The sequence below is a fragment of the Aquabacterium sp. NJ1 genome (assembly GCF_000768065.1).
Classification (GTDB): domain Bacteria; phylum Pseudomonadota; class Gammaproteobacteria; order Burkholderiales; family Burkholderiaceae_C; genus Aquabacterium.
Genome location: NZ_JRKM01000001.1, coordinates 4054292 through 4070202, shown reverse-complemented (window position 1 = coordinate 4070202; position 15911 = coordinate 4054292). Strand labels below are relative to the sequence as shown.

At 62.5% G+C, this 15911-nt stretch carries 15 protein-coding genes; 8 read left to right on the top strand and 7 right to left on the bottom strand.

Annotated elements, in window-relative coordinates:
• Positions 1-2 precede the first annotated feature (2 nt).
• From tssJ to icmH, 3 genes are read left to right on the top strand one after another with little or no spacing between them, the layout of a single operon-like run.
• Complete coding sequence (tssJ, locus tag JY96_RS17445; RefSeq protein WP_152606553.1) at positions 3-698, top strand: type VI secretion system lipoprotein TssJ; 696 nt, start codon at positions 3-5, stop codon at positions 696-698.
• Between the two features lie 22 nt (positions 699-720).
• Positions 721-2082: a type VI secretion system baseplate subunit TssK gene (tssK, locus tag JY96_RS17440; RefSeq protein ID WP_035043474.1), complete on the top strand. Its 1362-nt coding sequence runs from the start codon at positions 721-723 to the stop codon at positions 2080-2082.
• An 18-nt stretch (positions 2083-2100) separates the two neighbouring features.
• Positions 2101-2895: a type IVB secretion system protein IcmH/DotU gene (gene icmH, locus JY96_RS17435; RefSeq protein WP_035039446.1), complete on the top strand. Its 795-nt coding sequence runs from the start codon at positions 2101-2103 to the stop codon at positions 2893-2895.
• Positions 2896-2926: 31 nt separating this feature from the next.
• Here the strand turns inward: icmH and JY96_RS17430 are convergent, their stop codons facing one another.
• The gene (locus tag JY96_RS17430) at positions 2927-4225 is read right to left on the bottom strand and encodes a replication-associated recombination protein A (protein WP_035039444.1); all 1299 of its coding nucleotides are present in this window, start codon (positions 4223-4225) and stop codon (positions 2927-2929) included.
• Between the two features lie 946 nt (positions 4226-5171).
• Between JY96_RS17430 and JY96_RS17425 the strand changes: the two genes are divergently transcribed.
• Complete coding sequence (locus JY96_RS17425) at positions 5172-7016, top strand: DEAD/DEAH box helicase (RefSeq protein ID WP_035043472.1); 1845 nt, start codon at positions 5172-5174, stop codon at positions 7014-7016.
• A 200-nt stretch (positions 7017-7216) separates the two neighbouring features.
• Here JY96_RS17425 and lolA read toward each other — a convergent pair whose 3' ends face one another.
• The 3 genes from lolA to JY96_RS17410 form a co-directional block, all read right to left on the bottom strand.
• Positions 7217-7900, bottom strand: a complete 684-nt coding sequence (gene lolA, locus JY96_RS17420; protein ID WP_152606667.1) for an outer membrane lipoprotein chaperone LolA — start codon at positions 7898-7900, stop codon at positions 7217-7219.
• Positions 7901-7928: 28 nt separating this feature from the next.
• Entirely contained in the window at positions 7929-10409 is a 2481-nt protein-coding gene (locus JY96_RS17415) for a DNA translocase FtsK (protein ID WP_035039442.1), read from the bottom strand.
• 87 nt (positions 10410-10496) lie between these two features.
• A complete protein-coding gene (locus JY96_RS17410) occupies positions 10497-11168 on the bottom strand; it encodes a Crp/Fnr family transcriptional regulator (protein WP_035039440.1) in 672 nt (223 codons plus the stop codon).
• Between the two features lie 242 nt (positions 11169-11410).
• Between JY96_RS17410 and trxB the strand changes: the two genes are divergently transcribed.
• The 4 genes from trxB (at position 11411) to fabI (ending at position 13944) form a co-directional block, all read left to right on the top strand.
• Positions 11411-12358 carry a thioredoxin-disulfide reductase gene (gene trxB / locus JY96_RS17405; protein WP_035039439.1) on the top strand — a complete coding sequence of 316 codons (948 nt, stop codon included), beginning with the start codon at positions 11411-11413 and terminating at the stop codon, positions 12356-12358.
• Between the two features lie 264 nt (positions 12359-12622).
• Positions 12623-12856 (top strand): 50S ribosomal protein L28, encoded by a 234-nt coding sequence (rpmB, locus tag JY96_RS17400; RefSeq protein WP_035039436.1) that lies wholly within the window; start codon positions 12623-12625, stop codon positions 12854-12856.
• A gap of 13 nt (positions 12857-12869) precedes the next feature.
• Positions 12870-13040: a 50S ribosomal protein L33 gene (gene rpmG / locus JY96_RS17395; RefSeq protein ID WP_035039434.1), complete on the top strand. Its 171-nt coding sequence runs from the start codon at positions 12870-12872 to the stop codon at positions 13038-13040.
• Between the two features lie 118 nt (positions 13041-13158).
• Positions 13159-13944 (top strand): enoyl-ACP reductase FabI, encoded by a 786-nt coding sequence (fabI, locus tag JY96_RS17390; RefSeq protein WP_035039432.1) that lies wholly within the window; start codon positions 13159-13161, stop codon positions 13942-13944.
• Positions 13945-13968: 24 nt separating this feature from the next.
• Here fabI and JY96_RS17385 read toward each other — a convergent pair whose 3' ends face one another.
• From JY96_RS17385 to JY96_RS17375, 3 genes are read right to left on the bottom strand one after another with little or no spacing between them, the layout of a single operon-like run.
• Positions 13969-14334 carry a response regulator gene (locus JY96_RS17385; RefSeq protein ID WP_035039430.1) on the bottom strand — a complete coding sequence of 122 codons (366 nt, stop codon included), beginning with the start codon at positions 14332-14334 and terminating at the stop codon, positions 13969-13971.
• Positions 14335-14359: 25 nt separating this feature from the next.
• Positions 14360-15325, bottom strand: a complete 966-nt coding sequence (locus JY96_RS17380; RefSeq protein WP_035039428.1) for a chemotaxis protein CheX — start codon at positions 15323-15325, stop codon at positions 14360-14362.
• Between the two features lie 31 nt (positions 15326-15356).
• Complete coding sequence (locus JY96_RS17375; protein ID WP_035039426.1) at positions 15357-15911, bottom strand: hypothetical protein; 555 nt, start codon at positions 15909-15911, stop codon at positions 15357-15359.

The following is a 15911-nucleotide window of genomic DNA, read 5'->3' as shown; positions in this document are numbered from 1 at the left end:
GTATGAAACCAGAACAAACAGGGAGTCGAAGCGCGCTGCTCGGTAGTGTGCTGACAGCGGCATTGCTGGCGATGTCAGGCTGCGCGTCTGCACCTTCGGCTCCTGCTGTGCCGACGCTGCCCACGGCCCCTGCTGCAGATGGTGGTGGCGTGATGGGCTTCCTGGGCGGCTTGACTGACTCGGCCTTGAGTGCCGTGGGCCTCAAGAAACCCGATGTGCCGGATGTGCCCGCCGTGCCGGACAGCGCGCTGCCTGACTTCAAGGTCAACTGGCGTGTCTATGCCAGCGAGTCGCTCAATGTGGACGAGCAAGGCCAGGCATTGGCACTGGTGCTGCGCATCTACAAACTCAAGAGCCCCGACGCCTTCCTGCAAGCACCGTATGACACCTTCGGCGATGCAGCCAAAGAGAAGACGGTGCTCGGCGACGACCTGGTGGCCGCCCGTGAAGTGCAACTGGTCCCCGGCCAACATTACGAAGCAACGGACAAGGTCGCGCGTGAAGCCCGCTACGTCGGCATCGTGGCGCTGTATCGCAACCCTCTGCCGGGTCGATGGCGCTATGCCTTCAGCACGGCCCAGGCAGACAAGACCGGCCTGAACATCGGTGCCCACGCCTGCGCCATGAGCGTGCAGGTTGGCGAGGCCATTGGCTTGCCCACCAGCACCGTGCGCTCCGTTGCGGCGCCCTGCCCTTGAAGATTCACAGAAAGACAAGCACGTGATCCAGTCACCCAAGATCCTCTGGGGAGAAGGCCTGTTCCTCAGGCCCCAGCACTTCCAGCAACAAGACGCGTACCACGAGTGGCGCCTGGCGCAAATGACGCGCCTGCTGCATCCGTATGCCTGGGGTGTCCGCCACATCAAGGTGGACCCCGACGCCTTGCAGACGGGCCTGCTGCGCGTCCTCGAACTGCAGGTTGTCTTCCCTGATGGCGAACTGTTCAACGCCCCCATGGAGGATGAACTGCCCCCGCCCGTGTCGCTCAACGCGCTGGCAGATGGCGCAAGCGCGACAGGCTCGGACATGATTTTCCATCTCGCCGTGGCCCCCCTGCGCGCCAACGGCACCAACATGGCCTCGACGCGCGAAGAGGCTGACACGGCTGCTCGCTATTACCGCGCGCCCATTCAGGCCGCCGACGCCTACACCGATGCCGTCGCCGCCGAGGTGGTCGTGCTGCGCAAGTCTGCACGCCTGCTGGCTGATTCGGAACCGCGCGCCCACCTGGTGAGCCTGCCGCTGCTGCGCCTGAAGAAGACCTCCACCGGCGGCTACGAGCTGGATGGTCGCTTCATGCCACCCTGCCTGAACATCCAGGCTTCGCCCGCCATGTTCCTGCACCTGCGCCGCCTGCTGGACGTGCTGCAGGCCAAGGTCGATGCGCTCTATGGCATGCACCGCGAGCCCAGCAAGAACGTCATCGAGTTCCGCTCGGGCGACGTGGCCTCATTCTGGCTGCTGCACACGGCCAGCGCAGCCTTTGCCGGCTTGTCTCATCTGGCACGCCACCCGGCCCTGCACCCCGAGCGCCTGTTCGAGCGCCTGCTGGAGCTGACCGGCGCCTTGATGACCTTCTCCAAGACGTTCACGTTGGCGGATCTGCCCACCTACGATCACCTCAACCCCGGCCCGGCTTTCACACGCCTGGATCAGATCGTGCGTGAACTGCTGGAGACCGTGATCTCCACGCGCTACTTCGCCATCAACCTGCAAGAGACCATGCCATCCTTCCACCAAGGCCGGCTGGACTCCGAACAGATCGCGCAAAACACGCAGTTCTACCTGGGTGTGTCGGCCGCCATGCAGCCGGCCGAACTGGTGGACGTGGTCCCGACGCGCTTCAAGGTGGGTGCACCCGATGACGTCGACAAGCTCGTGCTGTCGGCCATGCCAGGCGTCAAGCTCATGCACGCGCCGCAAGTGCCGGCGGCCGTGCCGGTTCGCCCCGGGAGCTACTACTTCACGCTGGAGCCTCGCGGCATGCTGTACGAACGCATGATGCAGGCCCAGGCCCTGACCATCTACGTGCCCTCCGGCATCCAGGACCTGCGCCTGGAGCTGATCGCCGTGAACGCCTGACGCCCATCCCGCACGACCATGAGCCCCTCTCAAGCCCCCCGCCTGTTCGCCGATCAGGACACCTCGCCGCGCCAGGGCGGCACGCAGCGCCAGCCCCTTGTCAACAAGGAAGCCTCATCCCTGCTGGACCTGATGTACGACGGCTTCTATCTGCTATTCCTGCTCAAGGGCAAACATGCACCGATGGATGCCGAGGTCTTTCGTGACCGCATCAAGCAGTTCCTGACCGCATTCGAACGCGGTGCGGCGCGCTTGCAAGCCCCCGCCGAAGACATCTACGCCTGCAAATACGCCTTCTGTGCCACGGTGGACGAAGCCGTGCTGATGTCAGGCTTCAAGGCCCGCGAGTCCTGGCAGCGCCTGCCGCTGCAGTTGCAGTTCTTTGGCGAGCAACTGGCCGGCGAACAGTTCTTTGAAAAGCTGGAAGACCTGCGCCGCCAGGGTGCGCCCCGCGTGCAAGCACTGGAGGTCTTCCACATGTGCCTGCTGCTGGGCTTTCAGGGCAAGTACCTGCTCGAAGGTTCCGAGAAACTGGGCTACCTCAGCGCCCGCCTGGGTGACGAAATCGCCCGCATGAAGGGCCACGGCGCCGGCTTTGCACCGCACTGGTCTGCGCCTGATCGCATTCAGAACCAGCTCAAGAACGAGGTCCCCTTGTGGGTCATGGGCTCGGTGTTCGGCCTGATGGCCCTGCTCGGCTTCCTGGGCCTGCGCTGGCAGCTGACCGAGCAGACCAAGCGCGCACTGGGCGAGCACCATCACATCGTGCAACTGGCGCCGCAGGTGGCCAACATCACCATCACGCTGCCCTGACCTTCAGGCTCGGTGGCAATGATCCGGCTACTTAGCTGGCCTCGTCATCCAGCTTGCGCAGGAAGGCCATCTTCTCGGCGATCTTGGCCTCCAGGCCGCGCGGCACGGGCTGGTACCACTGCGGGGCCTTGATGCCGTCCGGCAAATAGGTTTCGCCAGCGGCATAAGCATGCGGCTCATCATGGGCGTAACGGTACTCGTGGCCGTAGCCCAGTTCCTTCATCAGCTTGGTTGGCGCATTGCGCAGGTGCACGGGCACCTCACGTGACTTGTCCTGCTTCACGAAGGCCCTGGCCTGGTTGTAGGCCATGTAACCCGCATTGCTCTTGGCCGCCACCGCCAGGTAGATCACGGCCTGCGCCAGTGCCAGCTCACCTTCTGGCGAGCCCAGGCGCTCGTAGGTAGCGGCTGCATCATTGGCAATCTGCATGGCGCGCGGGTCTGCCAGGCCAATATCCTCCCAGGCCATGCGCACGATACGCCGCGCCAGGTAACGCGGGTCAGCCCCGCCATCCAGCATGCGGCACAACCAGTACAGCGCCCCATCAGGGCTGGAGCCGCGAACGGACTTGTGCAGCGCCGATATCTGGTCGTAGAAGTTGTCGCCACCCTTGTCGAAACGACGGGCATTGAGCGTCAAGGCGTTTTCAATGAACGCGGCATCAATGCGCGTGATGCCGGCCGCGCCCGCCGCCGTGTTGCACTGCTCCAGCAGATTCAGGAAGCGCCGGGCATCCCCATCGGCATAGCCCACCAGCGTGTCCACGGCCAAGTCATCAAACTGCAGGTGCGACAAGGCCTTGGCCTGCGCGCGTGCCAGCAGCTGCTTGAGCTCATCCTCGGTCAGCGACTTGAGCACATAGACCTGTGCCCGCGACAACAAGGCCGAGTTGACCTCGAAAGAGGGGTTCTCCGTGGTCGCGCCGATGAAAGTCACCAGGCCGGATTCGGCATAAGGCAGCAGCGCATCCTGCTGCGACTTGTTGAAGCGGTGGATTTCATCGACAAACAGGATCGTGTGCTTGCCTCGCGCCAGGTTCTGCTCGGCCTGCTCCATCGCCGCACGGATGTCCTTGACGCCCGAGAACACCGCCGACAGCGCGATGAACTCACAGTCGAAAGACTGCGCCGTCAACCTGGCCAGCGTGGTCTTGCCCACCCCCGGTGGCCCCCACAGAATCATCGAGTGCGGCTTGCCTGACTGGAAGGCCAGCCGCAGGGGCTTGCCCTCGCCCAACAGGTGAGTCTGCCCGATCACATCGGACAGTTGGTGCGGCCGGAGGGCCTCTGCCAGCGGAGGCGCCGGCTCCAGTTTGAACAGGTCGGACATAGGGTGATTGTCGCAGCCCTCTCGCCTGCCGTTTTCCAGGCACCACAGCGCATCGAAATATGACGGTTTGATGAAGGTTACTACTGATTTGCAGATCACGACACGGGCGCATGCTGTCCATTCACATCCGGCGCTTGTTCAGGTCGGCCCTCCACAGAACCGCTCAAGAAGAAAGCTGAGGTGCCCCATGTTGACTCTTTCCATCCTCTGCCTCGTGCTGGTGCCCATTGCGCTGGATGTCGCCCTGCGCGGCCGCCACCAGACTATCGAGCTCTCCCTGATCCGCCGGAAATAAGCTGACTCCCACAGAGGGGCTGGACAAATCCGCAACATCATGGGATAATCCCCTACTTCGCTGAGTTGCAAAGGCCAGAACAAGTGTTTTGGGCTGCAGCACAGAGAACTAAGTTCATCCCCTCTGACCTTTTTCAAGCCGGGTCGTCACAACGCAAGTTGCCTGTTCGCAGTGCCAACAACGCGTCGGGTGCCGACCATGAGCGTGTCTTGAGTTCCGGTTGGCGGCGATGCCGTCGCTTATCAACCGACTCACCGTGGGCTCCTTTTGCGTCGCGCGTTTTATCGCCGAGTGCAACCGCCACGAAGTACGGACACGAATCCATAGCGACTCCACCTTGGCTCAGGCCGTCTGACTGTTGTCAACGCCTGGCCGTGGCGCTTTGTTGCTTGCCTTTTACTGGCAAGTGGCAGCGCTTTGTCTTGCTTGAAAGAAGTTATGTCACAAGAAAATCAATTGCCCCAGAACGATCAGATCGAAGCATCCCTGGACGAGTCGCGCGTCGACGCCCACAGCGCTTCCTTGATTGATGCTCTGGCGCGCCGCCTGCAGGCCGAAGAGTTCGGCGAAGAAGCCGACGAAGCTGGTGCAGAAGAAGGCGTGGAAGCCGCCGCCCAAGGCCCCCGTTTCGAAGACCTGGGGCTGAACCCCATGCTGTGCCGCTCGCTGGCCGACTCGGGCTATACCCAGCCGACGTCGGTTCAGATCGAAGCCATCCCCGCCGCCATGAAGGGTGCCGACCTGCGCGTGGCCTCCAGCACCGGTAGCGGCAAGACCGCCGCCTTCATGCTGCCTTCGCTGGAGCGCATCATCGCCGCCCGCGGCGACAACACCAAGCGCCGCGAAAAGGGCAAGACCTACGGTCCTCGCGTCCTGGTCCTGGCACCGACACGTGAACTGGCCATGCAGGTGGCCAAGGCTGCCGACACCTACGGCCGCCACATGCAAGGCCTGCGTGTAGCCACGATCGTGGGTGGTGTGCCTTACGCAGCCCAGCTCAAGGCCCTGCGTGGCCCGCTGGACGTGCTGATCGCCACCCCTGGCCGTCTGCTCGACCACCTGGGTACCGGCGCTTGCGTGCTGTCCAACCTGGAAGTGCTGATCCTGGACGAAGCCGACCGCATGCTGGACATGGGCTTCATCGATGACATCGAGGCCATCGCCCAGCAGACACCCGAAAACCGCCAGACCATGATGTTCAGCGCGACCTTTGCTGGTCACGTTGGCCAGCTGGCGCAGCGCCTGACACGTGATGCGATCCAGATTGAAGTGTCTTCGCACACCGACAGCCACGACAACATCGAGCAGCGCCTGCACCTGGCCGACTCGCTGTCGCACAAGAATGACCTGCTGGACCACCTGCTGACCTCCAAGGATGTCGACCAGGCCGTGATCTTCACCAGCACCCAGCGCGATGCCGACATCCTGGCTGATCGTCTGGCTGATGCTGGTCACGCTGTGGCCGCCCTGCACGGTGGCATGCCGCAAGGCCGCCGCAACCGCGTGCTGCAAGGCCTGCGCATGCGCCAGTTGCGCGTGCTGGTTGCCACCGACGTGGCTGCCCGCGGCATCGACGTGCCCACGATCACCCACGTGATCAACTACGGCATGCCCATGAAGGCTGAAGACTACGTGCACCGCATTGGCCGCACGGGTCGTGCTGGCCGCAGCGGCCTGGCTGTGACCCTGTGCGAGCGTCGTGACATCGGCATGATGCGCCGCATCGAGCGCTTCACCACGCAGCGCATCCCTGAATCCGTCATCGAAGGCCTGGAGCCCAAGATGAAGTCTGGCGGCGACAGCCGTGGCCCGCGTACCGGCAAGCCCATGCCTGGTCACCGCAACCGTGAAGACCGTGGCGCACCGCGCTTTGGCGCCAACCGCGAAGGCGGTTTTGGTGACCGTGGCGGCTTCAATGACCGCGGCGGTGACCGTGGTGGCTTTGGTGGCGACCGTCCTGCGTTCGGCGGCAAGCGCGAAGGCGGTTTCGGTGGCGCACCGCGTGGTGATTTCGGTGGCGACCGCGCCCCTCGTTTCAACAACGAAGAGCGTGGCGGTGACCGCGGCGGTTTCGGTGGTGATCGTGGTGGTTTTGGCGGCGATCGTGGCGGCTTCAACAAGGGTGGCTTCAACGCCGACCGTGGCGACCGCAAGCCTTTCGGCGGCGACCGTCCGGCTTTCGGTGACCGCCCCTCGTTCGGTGATCGCCCACGTGGTGACCGTCCTGCCTTTGGTGGCGATCGCCCTGCTTTTGGCGACCGTCCGCGCGGTGATCGCCCGTTTGGTGACCGCCCCGCTTTTGGCGATCGTCCCCAAGGTGACCGTCCGTTCGGCAAGCCTGCCGGCAAGTCCTTCGGCGACAAATCGGGTGGCAAGTCCTTCGGTGACAAGCCTGGCTTCGGTGGCAAACCTTTTGGCGGCAAGCCTGGCTTCAAGTCCGGCCCCAAGCCTGGCTTTGGCGGCAAGCGCCCCGGCTTCGGCAAGCGCGAAGGCTGATCGCCTCGGCGGACCTCAGGTGCCTGAGCCTGAGGTCACTCAGTAGAAGAAAGTTTTCAGACCCACAGCGTATGGGCCTGAACACCAGATAAATCGGGAAGAACACGTGGCGCACCCGCTGTCATCCACAGTGGCGTCCGGCACAAACAGATCCAGGATCAACCTGCTCGCAGCGCTGCCTTGCGGCACGCCGCGCAGCATCAAGGTTGATTCAGCACATCCGCCCCCTTGGGCGGTGTGAATTGAAACCGGGTGGCCGGCAAGGCCACCTTGGACTCGAATTGCGCAAAGTCCAGCCGTGAGCGTTGGCCAAAGCTGTCCAGGATTTCCAGGGCGGCCAATTGGCCATTTTTCGTGTTGAAGCCAACACGCACGGACTGGAACTGCCCCTCTTTGTGGCGCGGCAAGGCCTGCACCCATTCAAGAGTTGACGTTGCCTGTGAAGGCGTCGAGGTCGCGGCCGCCGCACTCGACGAGCCAGCAGCCACGTTGCTCAGGGTGAAGTCCTTGTCCAGCGACCCACCTGCCAGCAAGGCGGCGGGCGAGGCCCCGATCGTGTCGTTCATGGGGCGCACGGTGACCTGATTGAGGTCCGTGTCATACAACCAGACCTGCTTGCCATCACCCACGATGAGTTGCTCGGTCGGCCCCGCATAAGCAAAACGAAATTTGTTCGGACGCTGGAATTCCAGCGTGCCGGTGGACTTGCGCGTCTTCTTGCCATCGGGCGAGGTCACGGTCTGCGTGAAGCTGGCCCGGCCCGTTTTCACGTCCTTGACGAAGGCGCGCAGGGTGGCCACGGCATCAGCATGGGCCATGCCCGCAGCGCTCAGCAGCAAGCCAGCCAAAGCGCCAGACACCATCAGGCGCCCACTTGATTTCATCTTCATGTTCGTGTTCTTCCTGAGGGGATCAAGCATCCCATGGGGCCGCGGTCGCGCCGCCCTCCCCGCCTCGTGCGGGCGTGATGATCTCGCGGTTGCCATTGGTGGACATCGCCGACACCAGGCCCGACTTCTCCATCTGCTCCAGCAGGCGTGCCGCGCGGTTGTAGCCGATGCGCAGGTGGCGCTGCACCAGCGAGATCGAGGCCTTGCGGTGCTGCAACACGACCGACACGGCGTTGTCGTACATCGGGTCCTGCTCGCCGTCGCCGCCACCTGATGGCGAACCATCCAGGTTGCTGCCTTCGTCGCTCAGCGTGCCGCCTTCCAGGATACCTTCGATGTAGTTGGGCTCGCCCTGCGACTTGAGGTACTCGACCACGCGGTGCACTTCTTCGTCGCTCACAAAGGCGCCGTGCACACGCACCGGCAGGCCCGTGCCGGATGGCAGATACAGCATGTCACCCTGGCCCAGCAGCGCCTCGGCGCCCATTTGGTCGAGGATGGTGCGGCTGTCGATCTTGCTGCTGACCTGGAAGGAAATGCGCGTGGGGATGTTGGCCTTGATCAGGCCGGTGATCACGTCCACCGAGGGGCGCTGCGTGGCCAGGATCAAATGGATGCCGGCCGCACGGGCCTTCTGGGCCAGGCGCGCGATCAGCTCTTCGATCTTCTTGCCCACCACCATCATCAGGTCGGCCAGTTCGTCGATCACGATGACGACATGCGGCAGGCGATCCAACGGCTCGGGTTCGTCCGGCGTGAGGCTGAAGGGGTTGGGGATCAGCTCGCCACGCGCCTTGGCGTCATCCATCTTCTTGTTGTAGCCGGCCAGGTTGCGCACACCCATCTTGGACATGAGCTTGTAGCGGCGTTCCATCTCGCCCACGGCCCAGTTCAACGCATTGCCGGCCAGCTTCATGTCGGTCACAACCGGGCACAGCAGGTGCGGAATGCCTTCGTAGACGCTCATTTCCAGCATCTTCGGGTCGATCAGGATCAGGCGCACATCGCGCGCTTCGGCCTTGTAGAGCAGCGACAGAATCGTCGCGTTGATGCCCACCGATTTACCCGAACCGGTGGTACCCGCCACCAGGCAGTGCGGCATCTTGGCCAGGTCGGCCACCACAGGCGCGCCCACGATGTCCTTGCCCAGGCCGATGGTCAGCATGGACTGGGCCTCGTGGTAGACCTGCGAGCCCAGGATCTCGGTCAGGCGGATCATCTGGCGCTTGGCGTTGGGCAGCTCCAGTGCCATCAGGTTCTTGCCGGGGATGGTCTCGACCACGCGGATCGACACCAGCGACAGCGAACGCGCCAGGTCCTTGGCCAGGTTGACGATCTGCGAGCCCTTCACACCGGTAGCGGGTTCGATCTCGTAGCGCGTGATGACAGGGCCCGGCGAGGCCGCGACCACGCGCACCTCCACGCCAAAGTCCTTGAGCTTCTTCTCGATCAGGCGCGAGGTCATCTCCAGCGTTTCCGAGGTGATGGTCTCCATGCGGCCCGGTGCGCTGTCCAGCAGGTCGATTTGCGGCAACTTGTTATCGCCCATTTCGGCGAACAAGGGCTTTTGCTTCTCCTTGACCACGCGCTCGGACTTGGGCACCTCGACCACGGGCTGCTCGATGATCAGCGGGATGGGCTCGGCCGGTAGTTCATGACGCACTTCTTCGACGACACGCTCGCGTTCGATGGCGGCCTTCTCGCCGATGCGGATGTCCTGTGCCACTTCGCGCTTGGTTTCGCGGGTCTCGCGCAGGCGATCCACCTGGGCGCCAATGCGCTCGGCCAGATCCAGCCAGGAGAACTTCAAGGCCATGGAGCTACCGGCCACCAGCAAGGCGATCCACAGCACACCCGAACCATTGAAGCCCAGCCACTTGCTGCTGAGCTGCCCCAGCGTCAAACCGAGGATGCCGCCGGCGTGCTCGCCCGCGAGACTCAGCTCATGGCGATACAGCCGCGTCCACTCCAGCGCGCAGCTGGCCGACATCAACAGGATCACGCCCAGCCACAGACGCCAGGGCGCAAACTCATGCATATGTTCGATGGGTGCAGGGTTGGCACCCATGGTGACACTCACGGCCGAGTCTCTGCGCAGCCAACGCGCCAGGCCGCCCAGCAGCACACGCAGCCCCACCAGCAGCAACCACCAGGCCGACTGGCCAAACAGGAACTGCATCAGATCAGAGCCATAGGCGCCCAGATGCCCCACCCAGTTGCTCGGCTCCAGATGCTGGCCGGAGGTCGTGAAGGCGGGGTCCAGCCGGTTGTGGCTGAGCATGGCCAGCAAGGCCAGCACCCAGAACACGCTGCCCAGCAGCAGCCCGGCCTGGAAGCGCAAGGTGTTTTCAACGGGCGGTGAAGGCTCGACCACCGGCGCAGCCGGCACACGGTGCAAACGGCCACTGACACGCACGCCGGCAGCCGGCTCGGCCCTGCTGCGATCGCTGCCCTTGGCTGGCGCAGCACCTTCGGAACGGAGAGAACCCAGGGGAAATGTCATGCCCGCATTGTGGGGGAATTTCGCCCATGAAAAACGCCCCTCGCGAGAGCCGCGAGAGGCGTTTACACAGAGAAACTGCCGAGCAAATCAGGCTGTGGCGGCCAGACGGTCCTTGAGCACCACACTGCCGGTGTCCTGGGTCTCGATCAGGCCACGTTCTTCCAGATCCTTCATCACACGCGACACCATCTCGCGCGAGGCGCCCACGTGCTTGGCCAGGTCCTGGCGCGACACCTTGCCGCGGATGACCTTCTCACCAGCGTCTTCGTCGGCCATGTCCAGCAGAGCGCGGGCCACGCGGCCGTACACGTCCAGCAGGGCCAGGGATTCGATCTGGCGGTCGGCATTGCGCAGGCGCTGCACCAGGCCACGCAGGATGGCGTAGGACAGCGAGGAATTCTCGGGCAGGCAGCGGGCGAATTCGGCACGGCCCAGCACCAGCACATCGGTCTGCACTTCGGCGCGGACGGTGGCCGAATGGGGCTCGTTGTCGATCAGGCTCATCTCGCCCAGGTAGTCCCCGGCTTCCAGCACGGCCAGGATGACCTCGCGGCCACGTTCGTCAGAGGCCACCACGCGGGCACGGCCCGTCAGCAGGATGAACAGGGAATTTGTCTTGCGACCGCGCTCGACGATCAGCTCGCCGCGACGGTAGCGACGCTTGACCACGCCCTCGGCGATCGACTCGGCCTGCGCCTGAGTGAGCATCGAGAACAGCGGTACGCGCCGGATCAGATCGAGATTGGACAACATGGCCATGGCAGCTCCTCTTTGTGCAGACGGGATGGGCCTGTCAAGAAAACATGAATTCAGGTGAGACTTTTCACCTGTGCGGTGTGTGACAAACAACCTGTCTCTACAATTTTCGGCAGGGGTTCGGAAATATTGAGCACTTTATGCAGCGACACTGCCCCCTCAAGGGCAAAAGAGCGCCGTGAAAACCGCACAGTTCCGCACCGGCTAAGCTTCGCACTACGAAATCACCAGACAGAAAGACCGCCATGAGCGCCGCACAACACAGCAACGTCCTGATCCTGGGCTCGGGCCCCGCCGGCTACACCGCCGCCATCTACGCCGCTCGCGCCAACCTCAAGCCCACCCTGGTGACCGGCATGGCTCAGGGCGGCCAGCTGATGACCACCACCGAGGTGGACAACTGGCCCGCCGATGTGCATGGCGTCCAGGGCCCGGACCTGATGCAGCGTTTCTTGCAACATGCTGAACGCTTCAACACCAATATGGTGTTTGACCACATCAACGAGGTGGATTTGTCCAAGCGGCCCTTCACGCTCAAGGGCGACGCCGGCACCTACACCACCGATGCCCTGATCATTGCCACGGGTGCCTCGGCCAAATACCTGGGCCTGCCCTCCGAAGAGGCCTTCATGGGCCGCGGCGTGAGCGGCTGCGCCACCTGCGACGGTTTCTTCTACCGTGACCAGGAGGTCTGCGTGGTGGGCGGCGGCAACACGGCCGTCGAGGAAGCGCTGTACCTGTCGAACATCGCCAGCAAGGTGCACCTGATCCACCGCCGCGACAAGTTCCGCGCCGAGCCGATCATGATCGACAAGCTGCATGAAAAGGTCGCCGCCGGCAAGATCGAGCTGCACCTGTTCAATGTGCTGGACGAGGTTCTCGGCGACCAGTCGGGCGTGACCGGCGTGCGCATGAAGAACGTCAACGACGGCGCGACCAAGGAAGTCAAGCTGCAAGGCTGCTTCATTGCGATTGGCCACCAGCCCAACACCGACATCTTCAAGGGCCAGCTGGAGATGAAGGACGGCTACATCATCACCAAGGGCGGCAACGAAGGTTTTGCCACCCAGACCAGCGTGCCAGGCGTGTTTGCCGCAGGCGACGTGCAGGACCACGTCTACCGCCAGGCCATCACCAGCGCCGGCACAGGCTGCATGGCGGCCCTGGATGCCCAGCGTTTCCTGGACAAATAAGCGGCCAACTAAAGCAAAACCAGCCAGAGACTTTGCCAAGCGCCAAGAATCTGGCTATAATCTCGGTTTTGCCGAAATTCGTCCCGGAGTGGGTGGCCTTTAACAGGGCTGGCAAGGCCTTAGCAGGGCCGCCAACTGCTTCCGGAAGGGTGCTTACCAGGATCATCCCAGGCAACTCAGCAATGAGTAGACAGGGCCCTGCTCTGAGCACCAAGACCGCAACACCAGCGCAATCAGCGCTTTTAATGTGAACGGAGAAGCGTCATGGCACGCGTCTGTCAAGTCACGGGCAAGGGCCCGATGGTCGGAAACAATGTTTCCCACGCAAACAACAAGACCAAGCGTCGTTTCCTGCCCAACCTGCAGTACCGTCGTTTCTGGGTCGAGAGCGAAAACCGCTGGGTGCGCCTGCGCATCAGCGCCGCCGCTCTGCGTCTGATCGACAAAGTGGGCATCGACCAGGTCATCACCGACCTGCGCGCCCGCGGCGAACTGTAATTAGGAGAGACTCATGGCTGCTAAAGGCGGACGCGAAAAGATCAAGCTGGAATCCACTGCGGGTACCGGCCACTTCTACACCACCACCAAGAACAAGAAGACCACGCCCGAAAAGCTGGAATTCATGAAGTTCGACCCCAAGGCACGCAAGCACGTCGCCTACAAGGAAATCAAGCTGAAGTAATTCAGCGCTGTTTTCCGGCAGGCTCGCCTGCCAGATGAGAAACCCGCTCAGGCGCAAGCCCAGCGGGTTTTTTGTTGCCCATCAAGCCAGGTTCACAGCGGCGCCGCAGAATGCATGCATGGACGCCCCCAACCTCACCGGCCAGGCGCTTGCCGGCAAAAAAGCCCTGATCGTCGGCATCGCCAACGATTCATCCATCGCCTATGGCTGCGCGAAGGCCTTTCGCCAGCTTGGCGCCGATGTCGCCGTCACCTACCAGAACGAGAAGGCGCGGCCCTTTGTAGAGCCCGTGGCGCAGGAGTTGGGTGCCGATATCTTCATGCCCCTGGACGTCACCCAGCCGGATCAGGTTCGCGCCTTGTTCGACCAGATTACGGCGCGCTGGGGCCGACTCGACCTGCTCGTCCACTCGATCGCCTTTGCACCCAAAGCCGACTTGCAGAGCGGCCTGCTCAACAGTTCACCCGAGGGCTTCGCCAAGGCGATGGACATCTCCTGCCACTCCTTCCTGAGGCTGGCGCGCGAAGCAGTGCCGCTCATGACCGAAGGTGGCTGCATGTTCGCCATGAGTTACCACGGCGCCAACAAGGTGGTGCCCAACTACAACCTGATGGGCCCCGTGAAGGCCGCACTCGAATCGGCCTGCCGGTATCTGGCGTACGAGCTGGGGCCGAAAAAAATCCGGGTGCATGCGATATCACCCGGACCGATCCAGACACGCGCGGCATCTGGCTTGAAAGAATTCGATGTGCTGCTGGCGCATGCCGTCAGCACCGCCCCCATCGGCGAGATGGTGGACGTGATGGATGTCGGGCTGACCTGTGCCTACCTGGCCAGCCCGTTTGCACGCCACCTGACGGGCTCGACCGTCTATGTGGATGGCGGCATCAACATCATGGCCTGAAGCGGCCTGACAGGCCCTGAAGGCTTACTCGGCCAGCTTCTTGAAGGTGGCGATCACCGCATCACCCTTGAAGGGCTTGACGATCCAGCCCTTGATGCCCGCGGCCTTGCCACGCTCTTTCATGATGGGCGTGTTTTCCGTGGTCAGCATGATGATGTTGACCGAGGCATTGCCCAGCTCGCCACGGATCTTCTCGGCCATGGTCAGGCCATCCATATTGGGCATGTTGACGTCACTGACCACCAGCTTGACGCGGGGGTCCGCCTTGAGCTTGGCCAGGCCATCACGACCATCCACGGCCGTGATCACGTCCAGACCGTTTTTCTTCAGGAAATCACCGACTTCGTTGCGAACGGTTGCGGAGTCATCAACGACGAGAACTTGTGCCATGTTTATTCACCTCACTAAAAAGCAATCAGAAGAGCTCCAGCTCACCCGAGTCAAACAGATCTTCAACCAGCGCTTCGTTCTCCTTGAACTTGTCAGGTGACCAGCTCAGGTTGAAGACAAAGCGTTGGTACAAAACGAGATTGGGGCCCTCACCACTCTTGTCAGACAGCGTGTACTTGAAGCAGAGCTGGGGGTCCTCTGAACCGAACGAGATGTAGCGGTGCAGGTGGTTGACGATGATTGGCACCTGCGAAGCGCGCCCTTCGATGGGCTCGTAGGCGATGAAGCGGTTCTTGAACGAGCCCCAGACCAGGTTGGTCACTTCGCCGAGCACGTGGTTGATGTCGCGGAAGTTGACCATATCGGTCGTGATGTGGGTCTTGCCGGATTCGACAAAGCGCACCAGCGGCTGCTCCTCGGTCTGCAGCATCATGTAGCCGCGGCACCAGTTGCTTTCCAGCGGGATCAGCGTGAACAGCTCGCCGTAGATGATGCGGTCCCGCACGATGTAGGGCGCCTCGGACGTGACGTCCATGTCCTTGAACTGGCTCTCCAGCGCGGCCTTGGTGATCTCCGTGATGCCTCGCACCAGCGCGTTCGGGTAGACCAGGCTGAAGATGGTCTCGTTGACCACCGGGCCCAGCTTGTCGATGTTGTCGATCGAGTAGGCCTGGCAGAAGAGGCTGCGATCCTGCTCGGGAATGTCATCCAGATCGTCCGTGCCCTGGCGGCGCAGGAAGACGGGCAATTCAGGGCGAACCTCGTGGATCTCGCGAGCCAGGGTCACGCCGCCATCGGCACCGCCATAGCCTTCGCACAGGAAGATAGCGCCGAGGTCCACATTGGACTTCAACACGCCCATGACGTTTTCCAGATGAGCTTTCACCCCAACCAGATTGTTTGCGTCGCAGAACGCCTTGATGCGCAAGGCGCAGTCCTGCGATTCCTCGAGCACCAGCACTTTGCTGACCAGCTCTGCCTTTTCAACCATGATCCAAATCCTTCTGGTGTTGAGGGAACGACTAGAACAGCTCCAGCTCGCCGTTGTTCTCTTCGGTCTGAGTCATATCGACGGTGAAGTCGATATCTGCAAAATCACAGACGCACAGGCTGGCGTGCATCGTGAAGTTGTCGTTGATCGAAATCTTGAAATGCTGTGTGTAGCCTGCATCCAGCTCGGTCAGGTAGTCCACGCATTCACGGTCCAGCACATTGGGCGTGGACATGCCCAGGTGCGGGAAGTGGTTGCCCAACTCGCGGTTGAGGGCGCCACAGAAGATGTTCCCGCACTCGCAGATCACGTCCAGGAAGTCCGAGTCGCTCATGGCCTCGACTTCCGAGCGGTTGATGGCCGCAAAGTGCGCCTTGGTGTCCTTGTTGAGCGTGAAGTACACCATCGTCATCACGCGGAACACATAGGACGACACGGTCAGCAGCACGACCTTCTTTTCCTTGATGTCCTTGATGTCACTGATGACAGTGACCTCGCAGCGATCGTCCGCCGACGCCACCATGGAGCTCTTGAGCGCCGAGGTGACGATGAAGTCCAGCGCATCTTTGGCTTGCTGACTGATCAT